Origin of the sequence: Snodgrassella sp. CFCC 13594, assembly GCF_001590725.1 — a bacterium.
Taxonomy (GTDB): Bacteria; Pseudomonadota; Gammaproteobacteria; order Burkholderiales; family Neisseriaceae; genus Snodgrassella.
Window position 1 is genome coordinate 71,378 of the sequence record NZ_LQXR01000008.1, and the last position, 20,503, is coordinate 91,880.

At 49.2% G+C, this 20,503-nt stretch carries 26 protein-coding genes; 22 read left to right on the plus strand and 4 right to left on the minus strand.

Features of this window, described 5'->3' with window-relative positions; translation table 11 throughout:
- Positions 1-25: 25 nt before the first annotated feature.
- The 19 genes from A2F46_RS06510 to A2F46_RS06600 all read left to right on the plus strand — a co-directional run bounded on the left by A2F46_RS06510 (position 26) and on the right by A2F46_RS06600 (position 15,049).
- Positions 26-286, plus strand: a complete 261-nt coding sequence (locus A2F46_RS06510) for an acyl-CoA-binding protein (protein ID WP_066568223.1) — start codon at positions 26-28, stop codon at positions 284-286.
- Positions 287-756: 470 nt separating this feature from the next.
- Complete coding sequence (gene urtA / locus A2F46_RS06515) at positions 757-2,103, plus strand: urea ABC transporter substrate-binding protein (protein ID WP_197457584.1); 1,347 nt, start codon at positions 757-759, stop codon at positions 2,101-2,103.
- 108 nt (positions 2,104-2,211) lie between these two features.
- A complete protein-coding gene (gene urtB, locus A2F46_RS06520) occupies positions 2,212-3,885 on the plus strand; it encodes an urea ABC transporter permease subunit UrtB (protein WP_082783605.1) in 1,674 nt (557 codons plus the stop codon).
- Positions 3,882-5,036: an urea ABC transporter permease subunit UrtC gene (gene urtC / locus A2F46_RS06525; protein WP_082783606.1), complete on the plus strand. Its 1,155-nt coding sequence runs from the start codon at positions 3,882-3,884 to the stop codon at positions 5,034-5,036. Before urtB ends, urtC begins: the two co-directional genes overlap by 4 nt.
- Entirely contained in the window at positions 5,033-5,854 is an 822-nt protein-coding gene (gene urtD, locus A2F46_RS06530; RefSeq protein WP_066568232.1) for an urea ABC transporter ATP-binding protein UrtD, read from the plus strand. The genes urtC and urtD overlap by 4 nt, the downstream gene beginning before the upstream one ends.
- 64 nt (positions 5,855-5,918) lie before the next feature.
- Complete coding sequence (gene urtE, locus A2F46_RS06535) at positions 5,919-6,626, plus strand: urea ABC transporter ATP-binding subunit UrtE (RefSeq protein ID WP_066568235.1); 708 nt, start codon at positions 5,919-5,921, stop codon at positions 6,624-6,626.
- A gap of 60 nt (positions 6,627-6,686) precedes the next feature.
- Entirely contained in the window at positions 6,687-6,932 is a 246-nt protein-coding gene (locus tag A2F46_RS06540) for a cation:dicarboxylate symporter family transporter (protein ID WP_066568238.1), read from the plus strand.
- A gap of 33 nt (positions 6,933-6,965) precedes the next feature.
- Positions 6,966-7,268 carry an urease subunit gamma gene (gene ureA, locus A2F46_RS06545; protein ID WP_066568241.1) on the plus strand — a complete coding sequence of 101 codons (303 nt, stop codon included), beginning with the start codon at positions 6,966-6,968 and terminating at the stop codon, positions 7,266-7,268.
- Positions 7,269-7,288: 20 nt separating this feature from the next.
- Positions 7,289-8,008 carry a glutamine amidotransferase gene (locus tag A2F46_RS06550; protein WP_066568244.1) on the plus strand — a complete coding sequence of 240 codons (720 nt, stop codon included), beginning with the start codon at positions 7,289-7,291 and terminating at the stop codon, positions 8,006-8,008.
- Positions 8,009-8,022: 14 nt separating this feature from the next.
- Entirely contained in the window at positions 8,023-8,331 is a 309-nt protein-coding gene (gene ureB, locus A2F46_RS06555) for an urease subunit beta (protein ID WP_066568247.1), read from the plus strand.
- A gap of 81 nt (positions 8,332-8,412) precedes the next feature.
- Positions 8,413-10,137, plus strand: a complete 1,725-nt coding sequence (ureC, locus tag A2F46_RS06560; RefSeq protein WP_304437934.1) for an urease subunit alpha — start codon at positions 8,413-8,415, stop codon at positions 10,135-10,137.
- A 30-nt stretch (positions 10,138-10,167) separates the two neighbouring features.
- Entirely contained in the window at positions 10,168-10,773 is a 606-nt protein-coding gene (locus A2F46_RS06565) for a glutathione S-transferase family protein (RefSeq protein WP_066568252.1), read from the plus strand.
- Between the two features lie 35 nt (positions 10,774-10,808).
- Positions 10,809-11,333, plus strand: coding sequence for an urease accessory protein UreE (ureE, locus tag A2F46_RS06570; protein WP_066568254.1), 525 nt, complete (start codon positions 10,809-10,811; stop codon positions 11,331-11,333).
- A gap of 11 nt (positions 11,334-11,344) precedes the next feature.
- Positions 11,345-12,061, plus strand: a complete 717-nt coding sequence (locus tag A2F46_RS06575; protein WP_066568257.1) for an urease accessory protein UreF — start codon at positions 11,345-11,347, stop codon at positions 12,059-12,061.
- Between the two features lie 52 nt (positions 12,062-12,113).
- Complete coding sequence (locus A2F46_RS06580; protein ID WP_066568264.1) at positions 12,114-12,674, plus strand: HupE/UreJ family protein; 561 nt, start codon at positions 12,114-12,116, stop codon at positions 12,672-12,674.
- A gap of 1 nt (position 12,675) precedes the next feature.
- Positions 12,676-13,059: a DUF488 domain-containing protein gene (locus A2F46_RS06585; RefSeq protein WP_066568266.1), complete on the plus strand. Its 384-nt coding sequence runs from the start codon at positions 12,676-12,678 to the stop codon at positions 13,057-13,059.
- Positions 13,056-13,550 (plus strand): GNAT family N-acetyltransferase, encoded by a 495-nt coding sequence (locus A2F46_RS06590; protein ID WP_066568268.1) that lies wholly within the window; start codon positions 13,056-13,058, stop codon positions 13,548-13,550. The genes A2F46_RS06585 and A2F46_RS06590 overlap by 4 nt, the downstream gene beginning before the upstream one ends.
- Before the next feature lie 15 nt (positions 13,551-13,565).
- The gene (gene ureG / locus A2F46_RS06595) at positions 13,566-14,201 is read left to right on the plus strand and encodes an urease accessory protein UreG (protein ID WP_066568271.1); all 636 of its coding nucleotides are present in this window, start codon (positions 13,566-13,568) and stop codon (positions 14,199-14,201) included.
- Positions 14,201-15,049, plus strand: coding sequence for an urease accessory protein UreD (locus A2F46_RS06600; RefSeq protein ID WP_066568277.1), 849 nt, complete (start codon positions 14,201-14,203; stop codon positions 15,047-15,049). Before ureG ends, A2F46_RS06600 begins: the two co-directional genes overlap by 1 nt.
- Positions 15,050-15,132: 83 nt before the next feature.
- Here A2F46_RS06600 and A2F46_RS06605 read toward each other — a convergent pair whose 3' ends face one another.
- Positions 15,133-16,032, minus strand: coding sequence for a LysR family transcriptional regulator (locus A2F46_RS06605; protein ID WP_066568279.1), 900 nt, complete (start codon positions 16,030-16,032; stop codon positions 15,133-15,135).
- 39 nt (positions 16,033-16,071) lie between these two features.
- Complete coding sequence (gene cyaY / locus A2F46_RS06610) at positions 16,072-16,398, minus strand: iron donor protein CyaY (RefSeq protein ID WP_066568323.1); 327 nt, start codon at positions 16,396-16,398, stop codon at positions 16,072-16,074.
- Positions 16,399-16,521: 123 nt separating this feature from the next.
- Between cyaY and A2F46_RS12520 the strand changes: the two genes are divergently transcribed.
- Positions 16,522-16,692 (plus strand): lipoprotein, encoded by a 171-nt coding sequence (locus A2F46_RS12520; protein ID WP_197457585.1) that lies wholly within the window; start codon positions 16,522-16,524, stop codon positions 16,690-16,692.
- On the plus strand, positions 16,685-17,911 hold the full coding sequence (gene lysA, locus A2F46_RS06615; RefSeq protein ID WP_066568282.1) for a diaminopimelate decarboxylase: 1,227 nt from the start codon (positions 16,685-16,687) through the stop codon (positions 17,909-17,911). Before A2F46_RS12520 ends, lysA begins: the two co-directional genes overlap by 8 nt.
- 64 nt (positions 17,912-17,975) lie before the next feature.
- Here lysA and A2F46_RS12045 read toward each other — a convergent pair whose 3' ends face one another.
- Entirely contained in the window at positions 17,976-18,134 is a 159-nt protein-coding gene (locus A2F46_RS12045) for a DUF1328 domain-containing protein (RefSeq protein ID WP_082783608.1), read from the minus strand.
- Positions 18,135-18,710: 576 nt separating this feature from the next.
- Between A2F46_RS12045 and A2F46_RS06620 the strand changes: the two genes are divergently transcribed.
- Positions 18,711-19,922, plus strand: a complete 1,212-nt coding sequence (locus A2F46_RS06620; RefSeq protein ID WP_066568288.1) for a PLP-dependent aminotransferase family protein — start codon at positions 18,711-18,713, stop codon at positions 19,920-19,922.
- Positions 19,923-20,176: 254 nt separating this feature from the next.
- On the opposite strand, the gene rpsJ is transcribed toward A2F46_RS06620, so the two are convergent.
- Entirely contained in the window at positions 20,177-20,488 is a 312-nt protein-coding gene (gene rpsJ, locus A2F46_RS06625) for a 30S ribosomal protein S10 (protein WP_066568290.1), read from the minus strand.
- Between the last annotated feature and the right edge of the window lie 15 nt (positions 20,489-20,503).

Genomic DNA, 20,503 nt, shown 5'->3' on the forward strand with positions numbered 1-20,503 from the left:
ATTTTATTGATCAAGAGGAAACAACATGAGCGATTTACCCGCCCAATTCGCACAGGCGCAAGCCGATGTAACCAGCCTGGCCGAGCGCCCTGACAACGCTACATTGCTCAAGCTCTATGCCTACTACAAGCAAGCCACCACCGGCGACGTGCAAGGCGATAAGCCGGGCATGTTTGACTTGGTGGCCAAGAAAAAGTACGAAGCATGGGAAAAATTACAAGGCATGGGTACAGACGATGCCATGAAAGCCTACATTGCTGAAGTGCAGCGCTTACTGGAAGACTAGCACTCAAAACTATCACCACACCACGCCGCTTGCTGCGGCGTTTTATTTTTATTGTATTCCTGCAAGTAAAAATAACCCCTATGCAGCCCTTTATCATGATCTCAATTGGTATCCAAGCTTTCAGCCTGTATTTTGGCATGCCCATGAAAAGCATATTTATCAAAAATAAACATTAATAATCAATACTTTTATTATTCATCTTTTATTTTCAAATCATAAGATGTATCAAAAAATAAAATCTTTAGCAATATTCCACCTCTTCTTTTCTTTTCTATTGCAACAATCCTTTTTGCTCAGGCACCATCACCGATAAAATCCACTTTTTTTGTCATTCATCTGTATTTTGCATTGCACCAAACCCATTTCACTGTTAATTTTTATTTACATCTATTGATTTAAATTTTACAGATGTAATTTAATCAATTGATTTTCATAAGATTTAGTAATAATGCGTCCTGGGAGATAAGTGCATGAACAAACGGCAATTCTTGGCTACCGCCATGTGGTCCACCCTTTTGATGGCAGGCTGTACGCCTAAAGGCAGCAACAATGCGGCCTCTGGTGCAGGCACTGCTTCCGGAGCAGCCAGTAGCGCAGCAGGCGCAGGCGGTGACACCATCAAGATCGGGGTATTGCATTCTTTGTCGGGCACCATGGCCATATCTGAGTCTGCTTTAAAAGATACCGTCTTGATGCTCATTGATGAACAAAACAAAAAGGGCGGCATTCTGGGCAAAAAACTCGAAGCTGTCGTGGTGGACCCTGCATCGAATTGGCCGTTATTTGCAGAAAAAGCCCGCGAGCTGCTGGCCAAAGACAAAGTGGCGGTTACCTTTGGCTGCTGGACTTCTGTGTCACGTAAATCAGTCTTGCCCGTATTTGAAGAATTAAACGGTATTTTGTTCTACCCTGTGCAATGGGAAGGTCAAGAGTCCAGCAAAAATATTTTCTACACAGGCGCCACACCGAACCAACAAGCGATTCCGGCGGTAGATTATTTACTCAAACAAGGGGTAAAACGCTTCGCCCTTTTGGGTACTGATTATGTATACCCACGCACCACCAACAAAATCTTAGCGGCCTATCTGAAATCCAAGGGCATTGCCGACAAAGACATTATGGTGAACTACACCCCATTCGGTTTCTCCGACTGGCAGTCTATTGTGTCAGATGTGAAAAAATTTGGTTCTGCAGGTGGCAAAACAGCCGTGGTATCCACCATCAATGGAGATGCCAATGTGCCGTTCTACAAAGAATTGGGCAATCAAAATATCACACCCGACCAAATTCCAGTGATTGCCTTCTCAGTGGGTGAACAAGAATTGGTGGGCATCGACACCAAACCACTGGTGGGCCATCTGGCCGCTTGGAACTACTTCGAAAGCATCGATACCCCAGCCAATGCCGAATTCATCAAAGGTTGGCAAGCCTACAAAAAAGATGACAAAGCTGTTACCAACGACCCGATGGAAGCCACCTATATCGGTTTCAACATGTGGCTGAAGGCCGTGGAAAAAGCAGGCAGCACGGATTCAGACGCCATTCAAAAAGCCTTAATAGGCGTTGAAGTGCCTAACCTCACCGGCGGCACCGCCAAAATGCTACCTAGCCACATGATTTCAAAACCAGTATTCATCGGCGAAATCCAAGACAATGGTCAGTTTGACGTGGTATGGAAAACCGAAGGTGAAGTCCCGGGTGAAGCATGGTCAGGCCTGTTACCAGAGTCGAAAAACTTGGAGGCCGATTGGACTGATCCCATCAACTGCGGTGCGTACGATAAGGTCACTAAGAAATGCACAGCAGGTACTAAGTAAGCCAACTTTGCTGCCTGACAACCGGCCATCCGGTTTCAGGCAGCCTTTTTTTCGATTTTCCATTTGCACGTGATACAAAAAACCATCCACAAATAAAAGGATGAAACCATGAGGTTGCTCGTTTTGACATCGTCTGCCAATCACATCAGGCACTGGCTCGGGATTGTCGCCTTGGCAAGCATACTGTTTTTAAGCCATGCACCGGCATGGGCCGATACGGATACATCCAGTGCCTCGTCTGCCGCAGACACCGCTGCGGTAACCACCAATGCGCCCACCAGCTTTGATGCCGCGCTAAATGGTTTACTGTCGATGAATTTTGATGACAAAAAGGCTGCTGTTCAGGCATTGCCACAATTCAACCACCCCAATACCTTGGCCATTTTAGCCGCCTTGGGCGATGGCAATTTGTTTCATGCCGGCGGCCATTTTTACATTCAAAAAGACAATACTTATTTTGATGTCAATGATGTGGAAAAAGCCGTCGACAATGTCAACAATGCCAAAAAAATCACCATCAATAATGCCATTCGCCAATGGGTTAAAAGCTATGTGGCTGAGCATGCGTTAATGAGTCCCGATACCAATGAACGGCGCAGCGCCATTACCCAAATGCTGCAAAAAGGCGATGATACTGCGCTGGCACAAGTGCAAGCTGCCTTGCCCAAAGAAACCAATGCCGAAATCAAAGGTCTGCTCCAAACGTACCTTGCCCGTGCCGATTTGGCTGGCAAAGATGTGAGCCGCCATGCAACAGCAATTGAGCTCTTATCGCAGCACGCCTCACCCGAAAACCTAACACTTTTGCAGCAGTATGCGGCAAAAGCCCCTACGCCCCAACTCAAAGCTGCAGCGCAAAAAGCCATTGCTGCCATTGACCAGAAACTGAGCATGATGAAAGGGGTTGAGACGTTAAGCTTTGGTCTGAGCTTGGGTTCAGTATTGGTACTGACGGCCATTGGCCTGGCCATTACCTTTGGGGTAATGGGCGTCATCAACATGGCGCATGGTGAATTGATGATGATTGGGGCTTATTGTGCCTATGTGGTGCAGTTGCTCATGCCCAACCACATTGGCGCTTCAGTGTTGGTGTCTATTCCGGTGGCGTTTGTGGTCTCGGGGTTGGTTGGGGTATTGATTGAACGCTTTGTCGTGCGCTATCTATATGGCCGCCCATTGGAAACACTATTGGCCACATTCGGTATCAGCTTAATTTTGCAACAAGCCGTGCGCAGTATTTTTTCACCCCTCAATCGCATGGTACAAACCCCAGACTGGATGAGCGGCACATGGCAAATTTTGCCTGGGCTGGCCATCACTTGGAACCGCGTTTATATCTTTATTTTCTGCTTGTTGTGTTTCTTTGCCCTAATGGCGGTAATGAAATACACCCGCTTGGGTTTGCAAGTACGCGCCGTTTCCCAAAACCGCGATATGGCTCGCGCCATGGGCATCAATGACCGCAAAGTAGACATGCTTACTTTTGGCTTAGGCGCAGGTGTTGCTGGCATGGCCGGCGTAGCACTGTCGCAGCTCACCAATGTTGGCCCCAATTTAGGTCAGCAATACATTGTGGACTCATTCATGGTGGTGGTATTGGGTGGCGTAGGAAACTTGTGGGGCACGCTGGTGGCGGGTTTAGGCTTAGGCATTCTCAACAAATTTATGGAACCGTGGCTGGGAGCTATGCTCGCCAAAATTCTGGTTTTGGTCTTTGTGATCCTGTTTATTCAGAAATATCCACGCGGGCTATTTCCGCAGAAAGGACGGGCCGTTGAATGAAACAATCTGCAGTGATGTCATTATTTCAACGTGAACCGCTGATTGGGAAAGCCACACTTGCTCTCGTGGTGCTGATGATGATTTTGGTGGCCGTGGGCAATTTGCTTATCCCAGAAAGCAACCCCCTGCATGTATCCACCTTCACCGTAACCCTCTTGGGTAAGTATCTTTGCTATGCCCTACTGGCCTTGTCTATTGATTTGTGTTGGGGTTATTTGGGCATACTCAGCTTGGGACACGGTGCCTTTTTCGCGCTGGGTGGCTATGCCATGGGTATGTATCTGACTCGCGAAATCGGCAGTCGCGGCGCTTATGGCAATGCCAATCTTCCTGATTTCATGGTGTTTTTAGGCTGGAAAGAATTGCCTTGGTTTTGGGCCGGTTCCGAACACTTTATTTGGGCGCTCATCATGATGCTATTTGTGCCTGGGCTATTGGCCTTTGTCTTGGGTTGGTTATGCTTTCGCTCGCGGGTCACTGGTGTATATTTATCCATCATTACGCAAGCCATGACTTATGCCTTAATGCTGGCCTTTTTCCGTAACGAAATGGGCTTTGGCGGCAATAATGGCCTTACCGACTTTAAGGATCTATTGGGATTTTCACTATCGGCCGACACTACCCGTGTCACGCTATTTGTGCTTTCTGGTTTGGCCGTATTGTTAACCTATGTGTTGTTGCGCAGCGTATTGTACTCGCGCTTGGGCAAACTCATTATTGCGGTTCGTGATGCGGAAATGCGCACCCGATTTGTGGGTTTCCGCGTCGAGCGGGTGAAATTACTGGTATTTGTGCTTTCCGCCATGATTGCAGGCGTGGCTGGGGCGTTGTATGTACCACAAGTGGGCATCATCAACCCGAGTGAATTCAGCACAGTATCCTCCATCGAAATCATCATTTGGGTGGCTTTGGGCGGCCGCGCCACGTTATATGGCGCCATCATTGGCGCATTTGTGGTGAACTACGCCAAGACTTGGCTCACCGCCGTATTCCCGGATGCTTGGCTATTTTTCCTGGGTGCGCTGTTCGTGCTGGTCACCATTTTCCTGAAAAAAGGTTTGGTTGGCTTAATCAACCAACTCACGCAGCAACGTCGCAAGCAGCCACCCACCAAACCCGATGCACCAGCGAATGAGGAGGCCACAGCATGAATATGTTAAACCGCTTTCATCTGCGCCCTGCCACCGATGCACGCCAACAATACGATAACTTGCACATCGGTAAAAATATCATCTTGTACATGGATGGCGTATCCGTGAGTTTTGACGGATTCAAAGCCATTAATGATCTGAACCTCTACATTGAACGCGGGGAATTGCGCTGCATCATTGGCCCCAACGGCGCTGGTAAATCCACCATGATGGACATTATTACCGGCAAAACCCGACCCGATGAAGGCCGGGTGTTTCTTGGACAAAACACCGATTTACTGAAAATGAGCGAGGCTGAAATCGCCTGTGCAGGCATTGGCCGAAAATTTCAAAAGCCCACCGTGTTTGAATCGCTACCGGTTTACGACAATTTGTCTTTGGCCATTGCTGGGAGTAAATCGGTGTTTGGCGCCTATTTTGGGGCTGGGCGCAAGTTAACGGGCGAGCAAAACGAGTTCCTCGACCATGTGTTGGAACTCATTGGACAAGCTGACCACAAAAATCGCCTGGCTGGCGAATTATCACATGGCCAAAAACAATGGCTGGAAATCGGCATGTTGCTGATGCAGAAACCGCAGCTATTGCTGATTGACGAACCTGTTGCCGGCATGACACATGGGGAAATTGAGCGTACAGCCGAATTACTCAATTCGCTGGCGGGCGAACATGCGGTGGTGGTAGTGGAGCATGACATGGAATTCGTGCGCATGATTGCGCGTACCGTTACCGTTTTGCATCAAGGCAGCGTACTTGCTGAGGGTAACCTAGCCGACATCCAAAATAACCAGCAAGTTATCGACGTGTATTTGGGCGGTTAAATCCGCTTTCAGGCAGCCTTTATCACACCAAGGCTGCCTGAAATACCCTTTGAAGGACAGAATCATGCTTAAAGTGGAAAACCTGAATCAGTATTATGGCCAAAGCCACATCTTGCACAACATCAGTTTCGATGCACCCGACAAACAATGCACCTGCATCATTGGCCGCAATGGCGTGGGCAAAACCACGCTGCTCAAAAGCATCATGGGGCAAGTGGCGGCCAAAGCCGATGCCTTGTGCTACGACAACACCGACTTGCGTAAGCTGCGCGCCGACAAACGCGCTTATGCCGGGATTGCCTATGTGCCGCAAGGGCGGCAGATCTTTCCACTGCTCACCGTTGAAGACAATTTACGCATTGGCTTGCCTGTCTACCAAAAGCGCACTGGCACCCGCACCACTCATATTCCCGACATGGTGTATGAACTGTTTCCCGTATTGGCTGATATGAAACATCGGCGCGGCGGTGACCTTTCCGGTGGTCAACAACAACAATTGGCCATCGGCCGTGCTTTGGTGCTCAACCCCAGCCTGTTGATTTTGGACGAACCCACGGAAGGCATTCAGCCCAATATCGTGGCCGAAATCACCCGCGTTATTCGCCGCCTGAATGAGGAATGGGGCCTAACGGTATTGGTGGTGGAACAAAAATTACACTTGATTCGTGCTTTAGCTGATAACTTTGTGCTACTGGAACGAGGCAGTTGTGTGGCTCAGGGTCGTGGCGATGAATTAACCCCAGAATTGATTCAAACCTATTTGAGTGTCTAAACACTGGAAGCCTGCGCCTCAATTAAACCAGGTGCTCCATTCTGCAGAAAAGGATAAACCATGGCTAAGTTCCTGCATTCCATTTTCGGACAAGTGTTGCTGGCATTGATCATCGGAATCGCAGTGGGTCTGTTGTGGCCCGATTTTGCTCAACAGTTGAAACCCTTGGGCGATGGCTTCATCAAAATGCTGATACCTTATATTGTATTTTGTGTGGTGGTACATGGCATTGCCTCATGGGAAGGTGATATAGACAAAACCAAAGCCAAAGCTGTTTTAGACAACCCCGCTGCGTTACACTCCTAACTTCATCGTGAATGCGCTTAAGGAATCATAGCCATGCATTTAACCAGTCGCGAACAAGAAAAACTGATGCTGTTTCTGGCCGGAGAGTTGGCGGCCAAACGCCGAGCGCGCGGTCTAAAACTCAACTACCCCGAAGCCATTGCCTATATCAGCAGCCATTTGCAAGAAGCAGCGCGCGATGGCATGAGCGTGGCCAAATTAATGCAATACGGCGCTACTTTGCTCACCCCGACCGACGTCATGGAAGGCGTGGCTGAGATGGTGCATGAAGTTCAAATCGAAGCCACATTCCCCGATGGCACCAAGCTGGTGACCGTCCACCAACCCATTCGTTAACGACAGTGGTGGAAAAGCAAATGGCTCACATCGCAGCAATCCGGCATGTTGGTTTTGAAAACATGGGTATTCTGGAAACGGTTTTACACCAGCGCCAGCACTCGTTTCATTATATAGATGCGCCTTTGGGCCATTTTGCCGATGCGGCGCCTGAACATCATGATTTATTGGTGATTCTGGGCGGCCCCATCGGGGCATTTGAGGAAGCAGCCTATCCTTTTCTGCGCAATGAGCTGGCCTTACTGCAAGCATGGCTTCAATGCGGCAAACCCATATTGGGCATCTGCTTGGGCGCGCAATTATTGGCACGGCTAATGGGCGCGGCTGTCACGCCCATGCCACACAAAGAAATTGGTTATGCCCCGTTAATTTTAAGTGTCCAAGGCCATGCATCGCCATTGCGCCATTTAAATAACACACCCGTTTTGCATTGGCACGGCGACTGCTTCGCCTTGCCAGAAGGCACCACCTCATTGGCATCCAGCGAATTGTGTTCACATCAAGCTTTTGCCAAAGGAAAAAATATATTGGCGTTACAATTCCACTTGGAAGCGTTGCCAGAGCAAATTGAATATTGGTTGGTGGGCCATGCCTGTGAACTGGCGCAAGCGCAGATACCGCCACCGCGCATCCGTCAACAAGCCACCCAATATGGAGAGGCTTTAACACGAGCGGCAGCGAGCACCTTAAACGAATGGTTGGATGGGTGCCTGACTTCAGGCAAACCGCCAACCCATTGACAGGAAAATACATCATGATACCCGGTGAATACATTCTGGCCGATGGCGACATTGAAGCCAACACAGGCCGCCGCACCCTCACCATCAACGTGATCAATCGCGGCGACCGCCCCATCCAAGTGGGTTCACATTTCCATTTTTATGAAACCAATGCCGCCCTTGAGTTTGATCGGGAACCTACCCGCGGTATGCGGCTCAACGTGCCCTCTGGCAATGCGGTACGCTTTGAACCAGGAGAGGCCAAAACCATTGAACTCACCGAATTTGGCGGCCATAAAATTATCGTGGGCTTTCATAATGCGGTGAATGGGCCTGTTGCATAACCCTTGCGCCACATTGGGTATACGACCATCGCCTAGGTTGCCTGAACCCATTCAGACAACCTAGGCAACAAAAAGGATTTGATGATGAGTTTAACCATTCCCCGCAGCCAATACGTAGCCACCTATGGCCCCACAGTGGGTGACAAAGTGCGCTTGGGCGATACCGATTTATGGGGCGAAGTAGAGCAAGATTTACTCACCCATGGCGATGAGTGTAAATTTGGCGGCGGCAAATCTGTGCGCGATGGCATGGCTCAATCCGCCACCGCCACCCGCAGTGATGCAAACGTATTGGATTTTGCCATTACCAATGTCCTGATTCTGGATCACTGGGGCATCGTTAAGGCCGATATCGGCATCCGTGACGGTAAAATTGTGGGCATAGGCCAAGCCGGCAATCCCAATACCATGGATGGTGTGACACCCAACATGGTGATTGGGGCAGCCACCGAAGTGCATAATGGTGCCCACCTCATTGCCACAGCAGGCGGCATCGATACCCACATCCATTTCATTTCACCACAACAAATAACACACGCCATCGAATCCGGGATCACCACCATGATTGGCGGCGGCACGGGGCCTGCCGATGGCACCAATGCCACCACGGTCACACCGGGTTCATGGCAGTTACAAAAAATGTTTCAAGCAGCCGAAAATGCACCAGTCAACTTGGGTTTTTTCGGCAAAGGCAATTGCGCCACACTGCCCCCCCTGCGCGAGCAAATTGAAGCCGGCGCCTTAGGACTAAAAATTCATGAAGATTGGGGTGCCACAGCTGCGGTCATTGATGCTTCTCTGCAAATCGCCGATGAAATGGATGTGCAAGTCGCCATTCACACCGACACTTTAAATGAAGGCGGTTTTTTGGAAGACACCATGAACGCCATCGCCGGCCGAGTGATTCATACATTCCATACCGAAGGCGCCGGCGGCGGCCATGCGCCAGACATCATCAAAGCCGCCATGTTCCCCAACGTACTGCCCGCCTCAACCAACCCTACCCGGCCGTTTACGGTGAATACCATCGACGAACATTTAGACATGCTCATGGTGTGCCATCATTTGGATAAACGCGTGCCAGAAGACGTGGCCTTTGCAGACTCTCGTATCCGACCCGAAACCATTGCCGCCGAAGATATTTTGCACGATATGGGTGTGTTTTCCATCATGAGCTCCGACTCCCAAGCCATGGGGCGGGTGGCCGAAGTCATTATCCGTACGTGGCAAACAGCAGACAAAATGAAGCAGCAACGCGGCAGGTTGCCTGAAGAAACGGGTGACAACGACAATTTCCGTATCAAGCGCTATTTAGCCAAATACACCATCAATCCAGCCATTGCCCATGGTATCAGCGATTATGTCGGCTCCATTGAGCCAGGCAAAATCGCCGATTTGGTATTGTGGAAACCGGCCTTTTTTGGCGTCAAACCGGAAATTATCATTAAAGGCGGAGCCATCAGTTATGCGCGCATGGGCGACCCCAATGCCTCTATTCCCACACCGCAGCCGGTGATTTACCGGCCCATGTTTGGTGCTTTAGGCAAGGCCGTGCAAGATACCGCTGTGCTGTTTGTCTCGCAAGCGGGTGTGGACGCAGACATCCGCAGCCAATATGGATTACACAAACGCACTTTACCTGTGCACAATTGCCGTAACATCGGCAAAAAAGACTTGATCCACAACCATGCCACCCCTGAAATCACGGTCAATCCCGAAACCTATGAAGTCCGGGTCAATGGTGCGCACATTACGTGTGAGCCAGCAACCAAAGTACCACTGGCACAGCGGTATTTTTTGTTTTAAAGTTGATTATCCTATGAGGGAAAAAGACACATGAAACTGTATGGCATGCTGGATTCGCCATATGTGCGCAGAGTAGCCATCTCTCTCGCCATTTATGGTTACTCTTTCGAACTTATTCCTTTGTCGGTGTTTGCTGATTTTAAACAGTTTGCAACCATTAATCCTGCTGTTAAAGCACCCACATTGGCCTTAGATGATGGCACACGGTTGATGGAATCAACGCTGATTCTGGATTATTTTGAAGCCTTGGCCCACACCCAACACAAACTCATGCCACAAGAAGCAGCATCACTGGCGCAAGACTTGCATTTACTCGGCTTTATTTTGGTGGCCTGTGAAAAAACCGTGCAAATCGTCTATGAGCAGCGCTTGCGCCCTGAAGAAAAACAGTATCAGCCATGGCAAAATCGAATCACGACTCAATTACATGCCGCCTGCCAAGTCTGGAATGAGGCGCTGGCAACACGCAATCATCGCCCATCCATTAGCCAAGTGACCCTCTCCAGCGCGGTGGTATGGCAATTTATGCAATTCGTATTACCCGAAACCACGCAACGATTGAACTGCCCCACGATCCAAGCGTTAAGCGATGAAATGGCTGCAACACCAGCATTCCAGCAATATCCGCTTGCCTAAAGCCCATGCCAAAGAAATGAACCGATTAATATAAAATGAACTTGATTATCCAAAGTATTATCGCCCCACTGACTCAGCTGACCAATTCAGGCAACCTGAATCAGCAAACCATCGATAGCGTATCTTTACAATGGTATGAAGCTGATCGGCGTTTATTGCGCACCCACACTGAACACGGACGCGACATTGCATTTCGCCTTTTAAAAGAAGGCCAGCGACTACATCATCATGATGTGGTTTATCTGGATGACAAGCTGGCCATTGTCGTGGTTATCGAACCCAGTGACGTTATGGTATTGTCTCCCAAAACCCTGCCGGAAATGGCGCGGGCGTGCTATGAAATTGGCAATAAGCATACCCCTTTGTTCCTGGATGGCAACGAATTGCTGCTGCCCTACGACAAGCCTTTATTTGAATGGCTGGCCGCCGCTGGTTTCGCCCCACAACGTGACCATCGCCGTCTCAGCGAACAATTGCGCGCCAACTCGGCTGCGGGCGTGAGCGCAGGGCATGCCCACGAACATAGCCACGCCAATGATGTGGCGCATCACCACCATTGAGGCTGCCTGAAATGTCGATTGAAACCACGCCAGCAATCTCGTCTTTGTGCGCATTGGGCCAGCTGCTGCACTTGGCTGACCCCACCCTACCCATTGGCGGCTTCAACCATTCAGGTGGATTGGAAACCTTTGTGCAGCAGCGCGTGGTCTATGATGAGATCAGTTTGCGTGATTTTGTGACCACCCAATTACAGCAGAGCTTGCGCCACAACGATGGCGCATACGTGGCCTTAGCCTATGACGCGACCATAAATCAAACATTGACTGCACTGCTGTCTTTAGACGACCAGATTGGTGCCACCAAAGTACCGCGGGAAATGCGCGACAGTAGTGCCAAGCTGGGCGTGCGTTTATTGAAAATTTTTGCCCCACGCATAAACCATGAGCTGCTGACCCACTTTCAAGCTGCCATCAGCCAGCAACACGCACGGGGTTTTTATCCCTTGGTATTTGGCTTGGTGGCCGCGCTGTTGGGGCTCGACAAAGCACAAACGCTGTATGCGTTTTACTACAACAGCGCTGTGGGCATGGTGACCAATGGCGTCAAATTGATTCCGTTGGGACAAATGGCGGGCCAAGATATTTTGTTTGGGCTGCATAGTCTGATTGCCGAAACCGTGGCCCATAGCCTCACGCCGCCATCGCAGTATGTGGGTGCAACCACATTGGCCACCGACATCCGCGCCATGCAGCATGAACGGCTTTATACCCGTTTGTATATGAGCTAATCTAGCGATACGCTGCACCCATTGAACGTCATATGAACAAAAGGAAAGCATCATGAAAAAAGCACTGTCCACATTATTACTGCTGATACCCACATTGGCGCTGGCCCATCCTGGGCATGGTACCGATGGCTTATTGGCAGGCTTGACCCACCCCATCACGGGTTGGGATCATCTGTTGGCGATGCTGGCTGTGGGTTTGTGGGCAGCCTCCTTCTCCGGCAAAGCGCGTTGGCTGGTGCCCAGTACATTTGTGATCGTGATGATGGCGGGTTTTGCCTTGGGTACCAACGGCATAAAAATCCCGATGATGGAACAAGGTATTGCGGCATCGGTAATGATTATGGGATTGGCTGCGGCTTGGATCAAAAAAATACCCTTGGCGGCCGCAATGACTTTGGTGGGCATGTTTGCGCTCTTTCATGGGATGGCACACGGCGCTGAATTGGGTACACATGGCGCGCGCTCATTTGCCATCGGATTTGTGATGGTCACTGCCGCTTTGCATGCCGTCGGGTTTGCACTGGGCCACCACATGGCGAAGCGTCCCTGGACGCTGCACCTTTCAGGCAGCCTGATTGGCCTGGTGGGTTTGGGCATGTTGATGGGGGCTTAAAATGAGCTATCAAGCAGAGCGCGTTTATGCTTACCAAGGTGATCAGCCTGCAGTGTTGGTTGATCGATTGTGGCCGCGCGGCATAAGCAAAGCACGGCTATCTGGGGTATCGTGGGTCAAAGATGTTACGCCCTCGGCGGCATTGAGAACTTGGTTTCATCAAGATCGAGATGCTCGCTTTGATGATTTTTGCCGTCTTTACCGCAAAGAATTGGCGCGGCCAGAAATACAAACCACACTGGATCAGCTGCGCCACCTCGAGCAAGATCAGGGAAAGCTCATCTTACTCACTGCCGCTAAAGATATGCAACATTGCCATATTCCCGTATTAATCAGTGTTTTGGTGGATAGCAATGCACGTATGCCAAATGGCATTGCATCATGACGGATGCGCCACCCATATTGTTGCGCGAGGCATGCGCTGATGATGCAGCAGCATTGGCCAATATATATTGCACTGCCGTCATGGCCATCCCTGTGAATGTGTACGCCTTGGTGCAAAAAACAGCGTGGAGCATCGGTAAACATGATCCTTCTTTTTGGCAACAGCGCCTTGCCCAACCCAACCGACACACCGTGGTGGCGGTATATCGCCAGATCGTGGTGGGCTTTATCGAGTATCAAGCTGATCAAGATTACATTGACTGCTTGTATGTTTCACCACACCACCAGCGCCAAGGTGTGGCTTCTGCATTACTGAAGCACGTGATGGCGTTGCCCCGCGATAAACGCCTAAATGTATTCACGGTGCAAGCAGCCCATCCAGCAGTGCCATTTTTCAGGCAACATGGCTTTCAATGGGTGCGAGAAAACCACATACTTTGTGGTAACGTGATTTTAACCAACCACACCATGCGGTTGACACAACCCTTATAAAATCGGAATGACGCAATGCGCAACTACATCAAAATCGGCGTGGCTGGGCCTGTTGGCTCTGGCAAAACAGCCTTGATTGAAAAACTCACCCGCCAAATGGCGCAAGACTATAGCGTAGCGGTGATTACCAATGACATTTATACCCAGGAAGATGCGGAATTTTTGACTCGCAACAGTTTATTACCCGCCGAACGCATCATGGGTGTGGAAACTGGCGGCTGCCCGCATACAGCAATTCGCGAAGATGCCAGTATGAATCTAGAAGCCGTAGATGAAATGGTGGCTCGCTTTCCCGATGTGCAAATTGTGTTTATTGAAAGCGGTGGCGACAACCTATCGGCCACATTTAGCCCCGATTTGGCCGATGTCACCTTATTTGTGATTGACGTAGCCCAAGGTGAAAAAATCCCCCGCAAAGGTGGGCCTGGCATTACCCGCTCCGATTTATTGGTCATCAATAAAATTGATTTAGCACCCCACGTGGGTGCCAGCTTAACCGTCATGGAACAGGACGCCCGCCGCATGCGGCAGGGTCAACCATTTGTGTTTACCAACTTAATGGCATTGCACAATGTTGACACAGTGATTGATTGGATTAAGAAATACGCTTTACTGGAAGATGTCGGCGAACCGGCCGCACTGGTGCGCTGATGCACAGCGAGCTGCGCCTAAGCACCAAACAAGCCCAATCTGATCACACGGTTTTGGATGACTGCTATTGCACCCCACCCATCAAAATACTGACTCTGCCCCACACCCAAACTTCAGGCTGGCCAGGTACGCTGGCGGCAATGCAGATGAGTTCTTCTCCCGGTCTCTTGGCGGGCGACACCATTGATGTGCAAATTCGTTTGGCGGCACATACTCGCCTGAATCTATTCACACAGGCATTTACTCGAGTTCAAGCGATGTCGGCTGCCAATGCAGAAGCACGCCAGCACACCACGATTGAACTGGCACACGGTAGCCATTTGAGCTATTTGCCTCATCCTTTGGTGCTCCACGCTGATGGCGCGCTGACGCAAACCACCGAAATCAATTTGGCTGATGACTGCGTGCTGATACTGGGCGAAATCATGGCATGCGGCCGTGTACTCAACGGCGAGCGCTGGCGCTTTCGCTATTTGTCATCACACCTCGCTATTCGCCACCACCATCGGTTGGTACTCAGCGACAATATTCAATGGCATCCACAAACGCAAGATTTAGCCGTAATTGGTCAAATGGAAGATTACAGCCACCAAGCGGGCTTGTATTATGTCCACACAGGCATCAGCGAATCGGCCATGCGTGCTCGTGTCGATGCCCTCTACCAAGCATTGTCCGCTCAATGGCCAGTAGCCGATGCGCAGTGTCTTTGGGGGGTGAGTTTGGCCAATGCATCTACGCTATGCGTGCGCGCTTTGGCCCATCAAGCGCAAGTATTACAGTCATTATTGAACGAAGCGGCAACGTGGTTGCGGCAACCTCAAAGCCCGTCTTTGGCTCCATCAAAATAAACACCGTATTTTTATGGTCACCATCATCATTCAGGCAGCCTTGTGAGGCTGCCTGAATGCAAACTGATGCTTCTATCGTTGTATTAAGGCAACAAACCGCTGAGCTGTCCTAAAAACCAGTTTACCCGAGGATCAGGTGTGGGCCGAGTCACCGCATAGTGCGTCACCACATAGGTTGCTTGCTGCGGCAACAATGCGGTGAGCAAACCATCGCGTACATACGGGTCGGCCATTTCTTTGGGTAAAAAACCAATGTGGCTACCCGCCAACAGAAACAGCAAAGTTGCCTCTTGGCTGTGTGCTGTGGCCGTGGTTACCCCGGCAGTAAAACCCACACCTGTTGGCAATTGTGCATATGTGCGTTTTACCCAAGCGTAGTCTTCCTCCAGTTTAGTGAGCGATAAATCATCCACTTTGGTGGCGGCATGATCAACATGACAATACAAATTCTGACGCTCTTCAAATACTGGCTGATAACGCAGATTTTTCAACAAATTGCTGTAATAGCCTATGCCCAAATCCATTTGGTTGGTGGCCACTGCAGTTTCAATATCTTGCGGCGGTTTGGTATCCACGGACAAACGCAATTCTGGGTAATTGGCATAAGCACTGGCAATCACCTGACCTATCATTTTTTGGAATTGCGGCGGCAGATGATCAATCAGACCAATGCGCAAAGTCCCAGAGAGTACAGAACGATGCCATTTGATGTTTTGCACTTCACGATGAAACTCGGTGGTTGCCTGAAGCAACAAAGTACAAGCCTCATAGAGCTGGTGACCTGCTTTCGTGAGTGCAAAACCTGCTCGACCACGGCGGCATAAGCTCACGCCCAAGCTTTCTTCCAAATGCGCCAAATGCGTACTGATGGCCGATTGCGACATGTTCAGTCGTTCTTGTGCCGCGCTCACGCCATTACATTCCACAATGGCCACAAATGCTTGCAACGCTTTTAAATCGTGCTTAATCAAAGTGTGTAACATAACTGCCCTTGTTGGTTCCCCAAAGCCATCCATGACGCATTATGCCATGGGTTGAATGAAGATGGTTTCGCCACAAGCCTGTGACAATACCGTATTCAAGACTGCAAAAAACGCCTGCCCATCGCGCATTGCCAACCACTGCCCATTGCGCTCAGCAAAATGATAGCCACCGCTTTTGGCCGCTATCCACAATTCTTGATTGGGGGTATGACGATTGACGATAATTTGTTCACCTTGTTCATTCTCGATGGTGAGTACATTTCCCCCCAACTCGCAGTCCAAATCCCAGCCACCGGCATCAATTTGGTCTTCAATGTACCCAAACAAATCATCACTAAACTGCAAAAATTCGCTCTCATTCATGATATTGGCTTGCATCACTGTATTTTTCATTTCACAGCGCTTATCTTGCCATATAATGACGCTCAATCCTAGTTTTAACAAGGCTGAAGCACAAACCAGCCACTCCATTTTGCGAAAGTGATGCGAATGACCCGTTTTGTCTGCATTGCACTGGTGTTCAGTGCCTGCTTAACCGGCTGTGGTTACAAAGGCAACCTGTATCTGCCCAAAGAGAATGATCAAACCCGCTTTGGCGTGATTCAAACTGGCCTGAGCATTGAGCCCATTAACCCTCAAAACCTACCAAGCCATGACTGATATTTTGCGCTGTGAAGCCGTCCCCTTGCCTCAATTGGCGGCCGAATACGGAACACCTTTGTATGTCTATAGCGAACAAGCACTGACACAAGCCTATCAACAGTACGCTCACTCTTTTACCACACCAAATACCTTAATTTGCTATGCGGTTAAAGCCAACAGCAATTTATCCATACTCAAACATTTTGCTCAATTGGGCAGTGGTTTTGACATCGTTTCAGGTGGTGAATTAGCGCGGGTTCTGGCGGCCGGTGGTGATGCCAGTAAGACTATTTTCTCTGGTGTGGGAAAAAGTGAAGCCGAAATTGAATTTGCGTTACAGCAAGGCATTTTATGCTTCAACGTGGAATCATTGCCGGAACTTGACCGCATCAATACAGTGGCCTTTCGCCTAGGCTGTGTTGCACCCATTTCTTTGCGTATCAACCCGGACGTGGATGCACACACGCATCCTTATATTTCCACTGGACTCAAAGCCAATAAATTCGGCATTGCTTATGCCGATGCACTGATGGCTTATCAACATGCAGCTCAATTGCCGCATTTGCATATTGTGGGCATTGATTGCCACATTGGTTCGCAATTAACCGATCTTTCGCCATTGGTCGAAGCGCTCGAGCGGTTGCTGCTGTTGGTGGATAAATTAGCCGACAACGGCATTGTGCTACAACACATTGATTTAGGTGGCGGTGTAGGCATTGTTTATCACAATGAAAACGTCCCCGATTTAGCGGCTTATGCCCAATCCATTCGGCAACATTTGCAAGGCACAAACCTTAAATTGATTCTAGAACCAGGCCGCAGCTTAGTGGGCAACGCAGGCATGCTGATCACGCGTGTTGAGTATATTAAAAAAGGGGAGCAGAAAAATTTCGTGATTGTGGATGCTGCTATGAATGATCTGATGCGACCGGCCTTGTATCAGGCTTACCACCGCATTGAAAATACCACACCCAGACCACAGGCACCCATGTTGGTGGATGTGGTGGGCCCCATTTGTGAAACGGGCGATTTCTTGGCACAAGACCGAAAACTAGCGGCCCAAACTGGTGATATATTGGCGGTGATGAGCGCAGGTGCTTACGCAGCCAGCATGGCCAGCAATTACAACACTCGTCCGCGCGCAGCTGAGGTCATGGTTGCAGGGTCACAGCATCGCCTAATTCGTCGTCGTGAAACCATCACAGAGCTGATGGCCAATGAACGAGACTATGTCTAATCATCACCAATAGGCTGCCTGAAAAAAGACCATCCCTTCGGATGGTCTTTTGCTGCTTAACCTTCTATTTTCGGCGGCCAAAAATAAATGACAATACCGCCAATACCAAAAACAGCACGAATAAAATTTTGGCAATCCCTGCCGCACCAGCTGCGATGCCCCCAAAGCCAAATACAGCAGCAATGATGGCTATAATAAAGAAAACTACTGCGTAATGTAGCATGATTGACTCCTGCCTTTATGTGTGAATATTGATCATGTGTGTTGAATTAAGACAATACCAATAACATCTGGTTCCCTCGACCAGCAACAGTATAAAAAGCAGACTGCCCTACCTAACTTGCTGCTTGATCAGGCTGTGCTCTCAAAAAAGAACAATGCCAACCAGTGCGTTCATATATACATTATTTTTTAGTCATCCACACGCACAATCGCGATGCTGCATTACGGCCATTATTATCCAAGCCAATGCCGCCAATGCGCTTACTTAATAGGGTAGCGGCAGATTGAATCACAATAGATACAGTGCCTCATTTCGCTAAAATCATCCGATGAGGGTTGCACTCATTGCGGTGTAGGTTGCATACTGAATCCACTATGCCTATGAATCAGGGTAGCCATCACCTGCCTCAGGCAATCAAAGATGTCTGCACGCGTATAGGCAAATCCGATTTGCATCATCGTCTTGCCTGACAACAGAAGGCCTAATCAACCAGCCCAAACATATGCCACTCTGAATTATCTTATCGGCGATAATCAGCACTTCCTTGATACCGTGACACAAGCGAGCCTATTCACCATGACCCACTACCCATTTTCTCGAGCCATCACTAACACACCCAAATCATTCATCCGCGAAATTCTAAAACTGACCCAAAGCGAACACATCATTTCTTTTGCGGGTGGCCTGCCCAATAAAACATTGTTTCCCGTTTCAGCCATTCAGGCCGCCGCAAACAAAGTATTGAGTGACGATGGTGAAAATGTACTGCAATACAGCACCACAGAAGGCTATTTACCGTTACGCCAATGGATTGCCAAGCGCTATCTCAAATACGGCATCACCATTGCCCCCGAACAAGTACTGATTACCTCTGGTTCGCAACAGGCACTGGACTTAATTGGTAAATTATTTTTGGATGCAGGCGATGCTGTGGCATTGGAAAATCCCAGCTATTTGGGCGCCATCCAAGCGTTTCAAATGTATCAACCTCGTTTTTACAGTGCCAACTTAACCAATGAAGGCATTGACGTTGAAGCCCTATCAGAAATCGTTCGAACCCAACAGTGTCAGTTTTTTTACGGCATCCCCAGTTTTCAAAATCCCACGGGGCTATCATACAGCTTGGCCAATCGCAAAGCAGTGGCACAATGGCTCATTCAAGATAATCGTATTATGGTCGAAGACAACCCCTATGGTGAACTGCGATTCAGTGGTGAAGATCTGCCGCCAATTTATAAATGGGCACCCGACAACACCATCATGCTGGGTACTTTTTCCAAGGTTTGTGCACCTGGTTTCCGCCTCGGCTGGATCGTGGCACCCATACCGGTGATGGATAAATTCATCATCGCCAAACAAGCCGCGGATTTGCACACCAGTTATTTTAGTCAGCGCGTGCTTTATCAATACCTACACGACAATCTCATAGATGAGCACATCAGCAAAATTAAGCACGCCTACGCCACGCAGTGCCAAGCCATGATTGCCGCCATCCAAGCGCATTTGCCTGCATACATCACCGTCACCCAGCCTGAAGGCGGTATGTTTTTATGGCTGACGTTACCAGACAACTGGTCTGCAATTGATTTGTTTCACATCGCGGTGCAACACGGCGTGGCTTTTGTCCCAGGCGAACCTTTTTTCGCAGATGCTCAACGCCAAAATCAATTGCGCATGAGTTATTGCACCAATGATGAGAAAGCCATTCGCGAAGGTATTCGGCGGCTGGCGGCCGCTATGGATGAATATCAGAAACGCCTCCAAGAGCCATCGCCACTGATCATTTAACCCATTACAAATACAGATCTAGGCAAGGAAACACGGTTCAGGCAGCCTGCGTATTATGGCTGCATATACGCAAGCTATATCTTATTTATAGTTATTACCACTCACCTACATCCCAAATCTGAAATCCCCAGCTAGCTTGGTAAAAACACGCCTGATTTGTCTTCAGTAAAATGAATAGTGTCCATAGCCTCGTCATACAGATGCAAAAAAGCGGATAAGCCTCTCGACTTATCCGCTTTCTATTCAGCAATGAATTACTGTACTTTAATTTCCACGTCCACGCCCGCTGGCAAATCCAATTTCATCAAAGCATCAGTGGTTTTATCAGTCCAATCCACGATGTCCATCAAACGCAAGTGCGTCCGAATTTCCAGCTGCTCGCGTGAAGTTTTGTTCACGTGAGGAGAACGTAAAATATTGAAACGTTCAATTTTGGTTGGCAACGGAACCGGGCCTTTTACCACCGCACCAGTACGTTTAGCAGTATCCACGATTTCTTGTGCAGAACGGTCAATCAAAGCATAGTCATACGCTTTTAGGCGAATACGGATTTTTTGGCTTTTCATCAGTAAGCTCCTAAA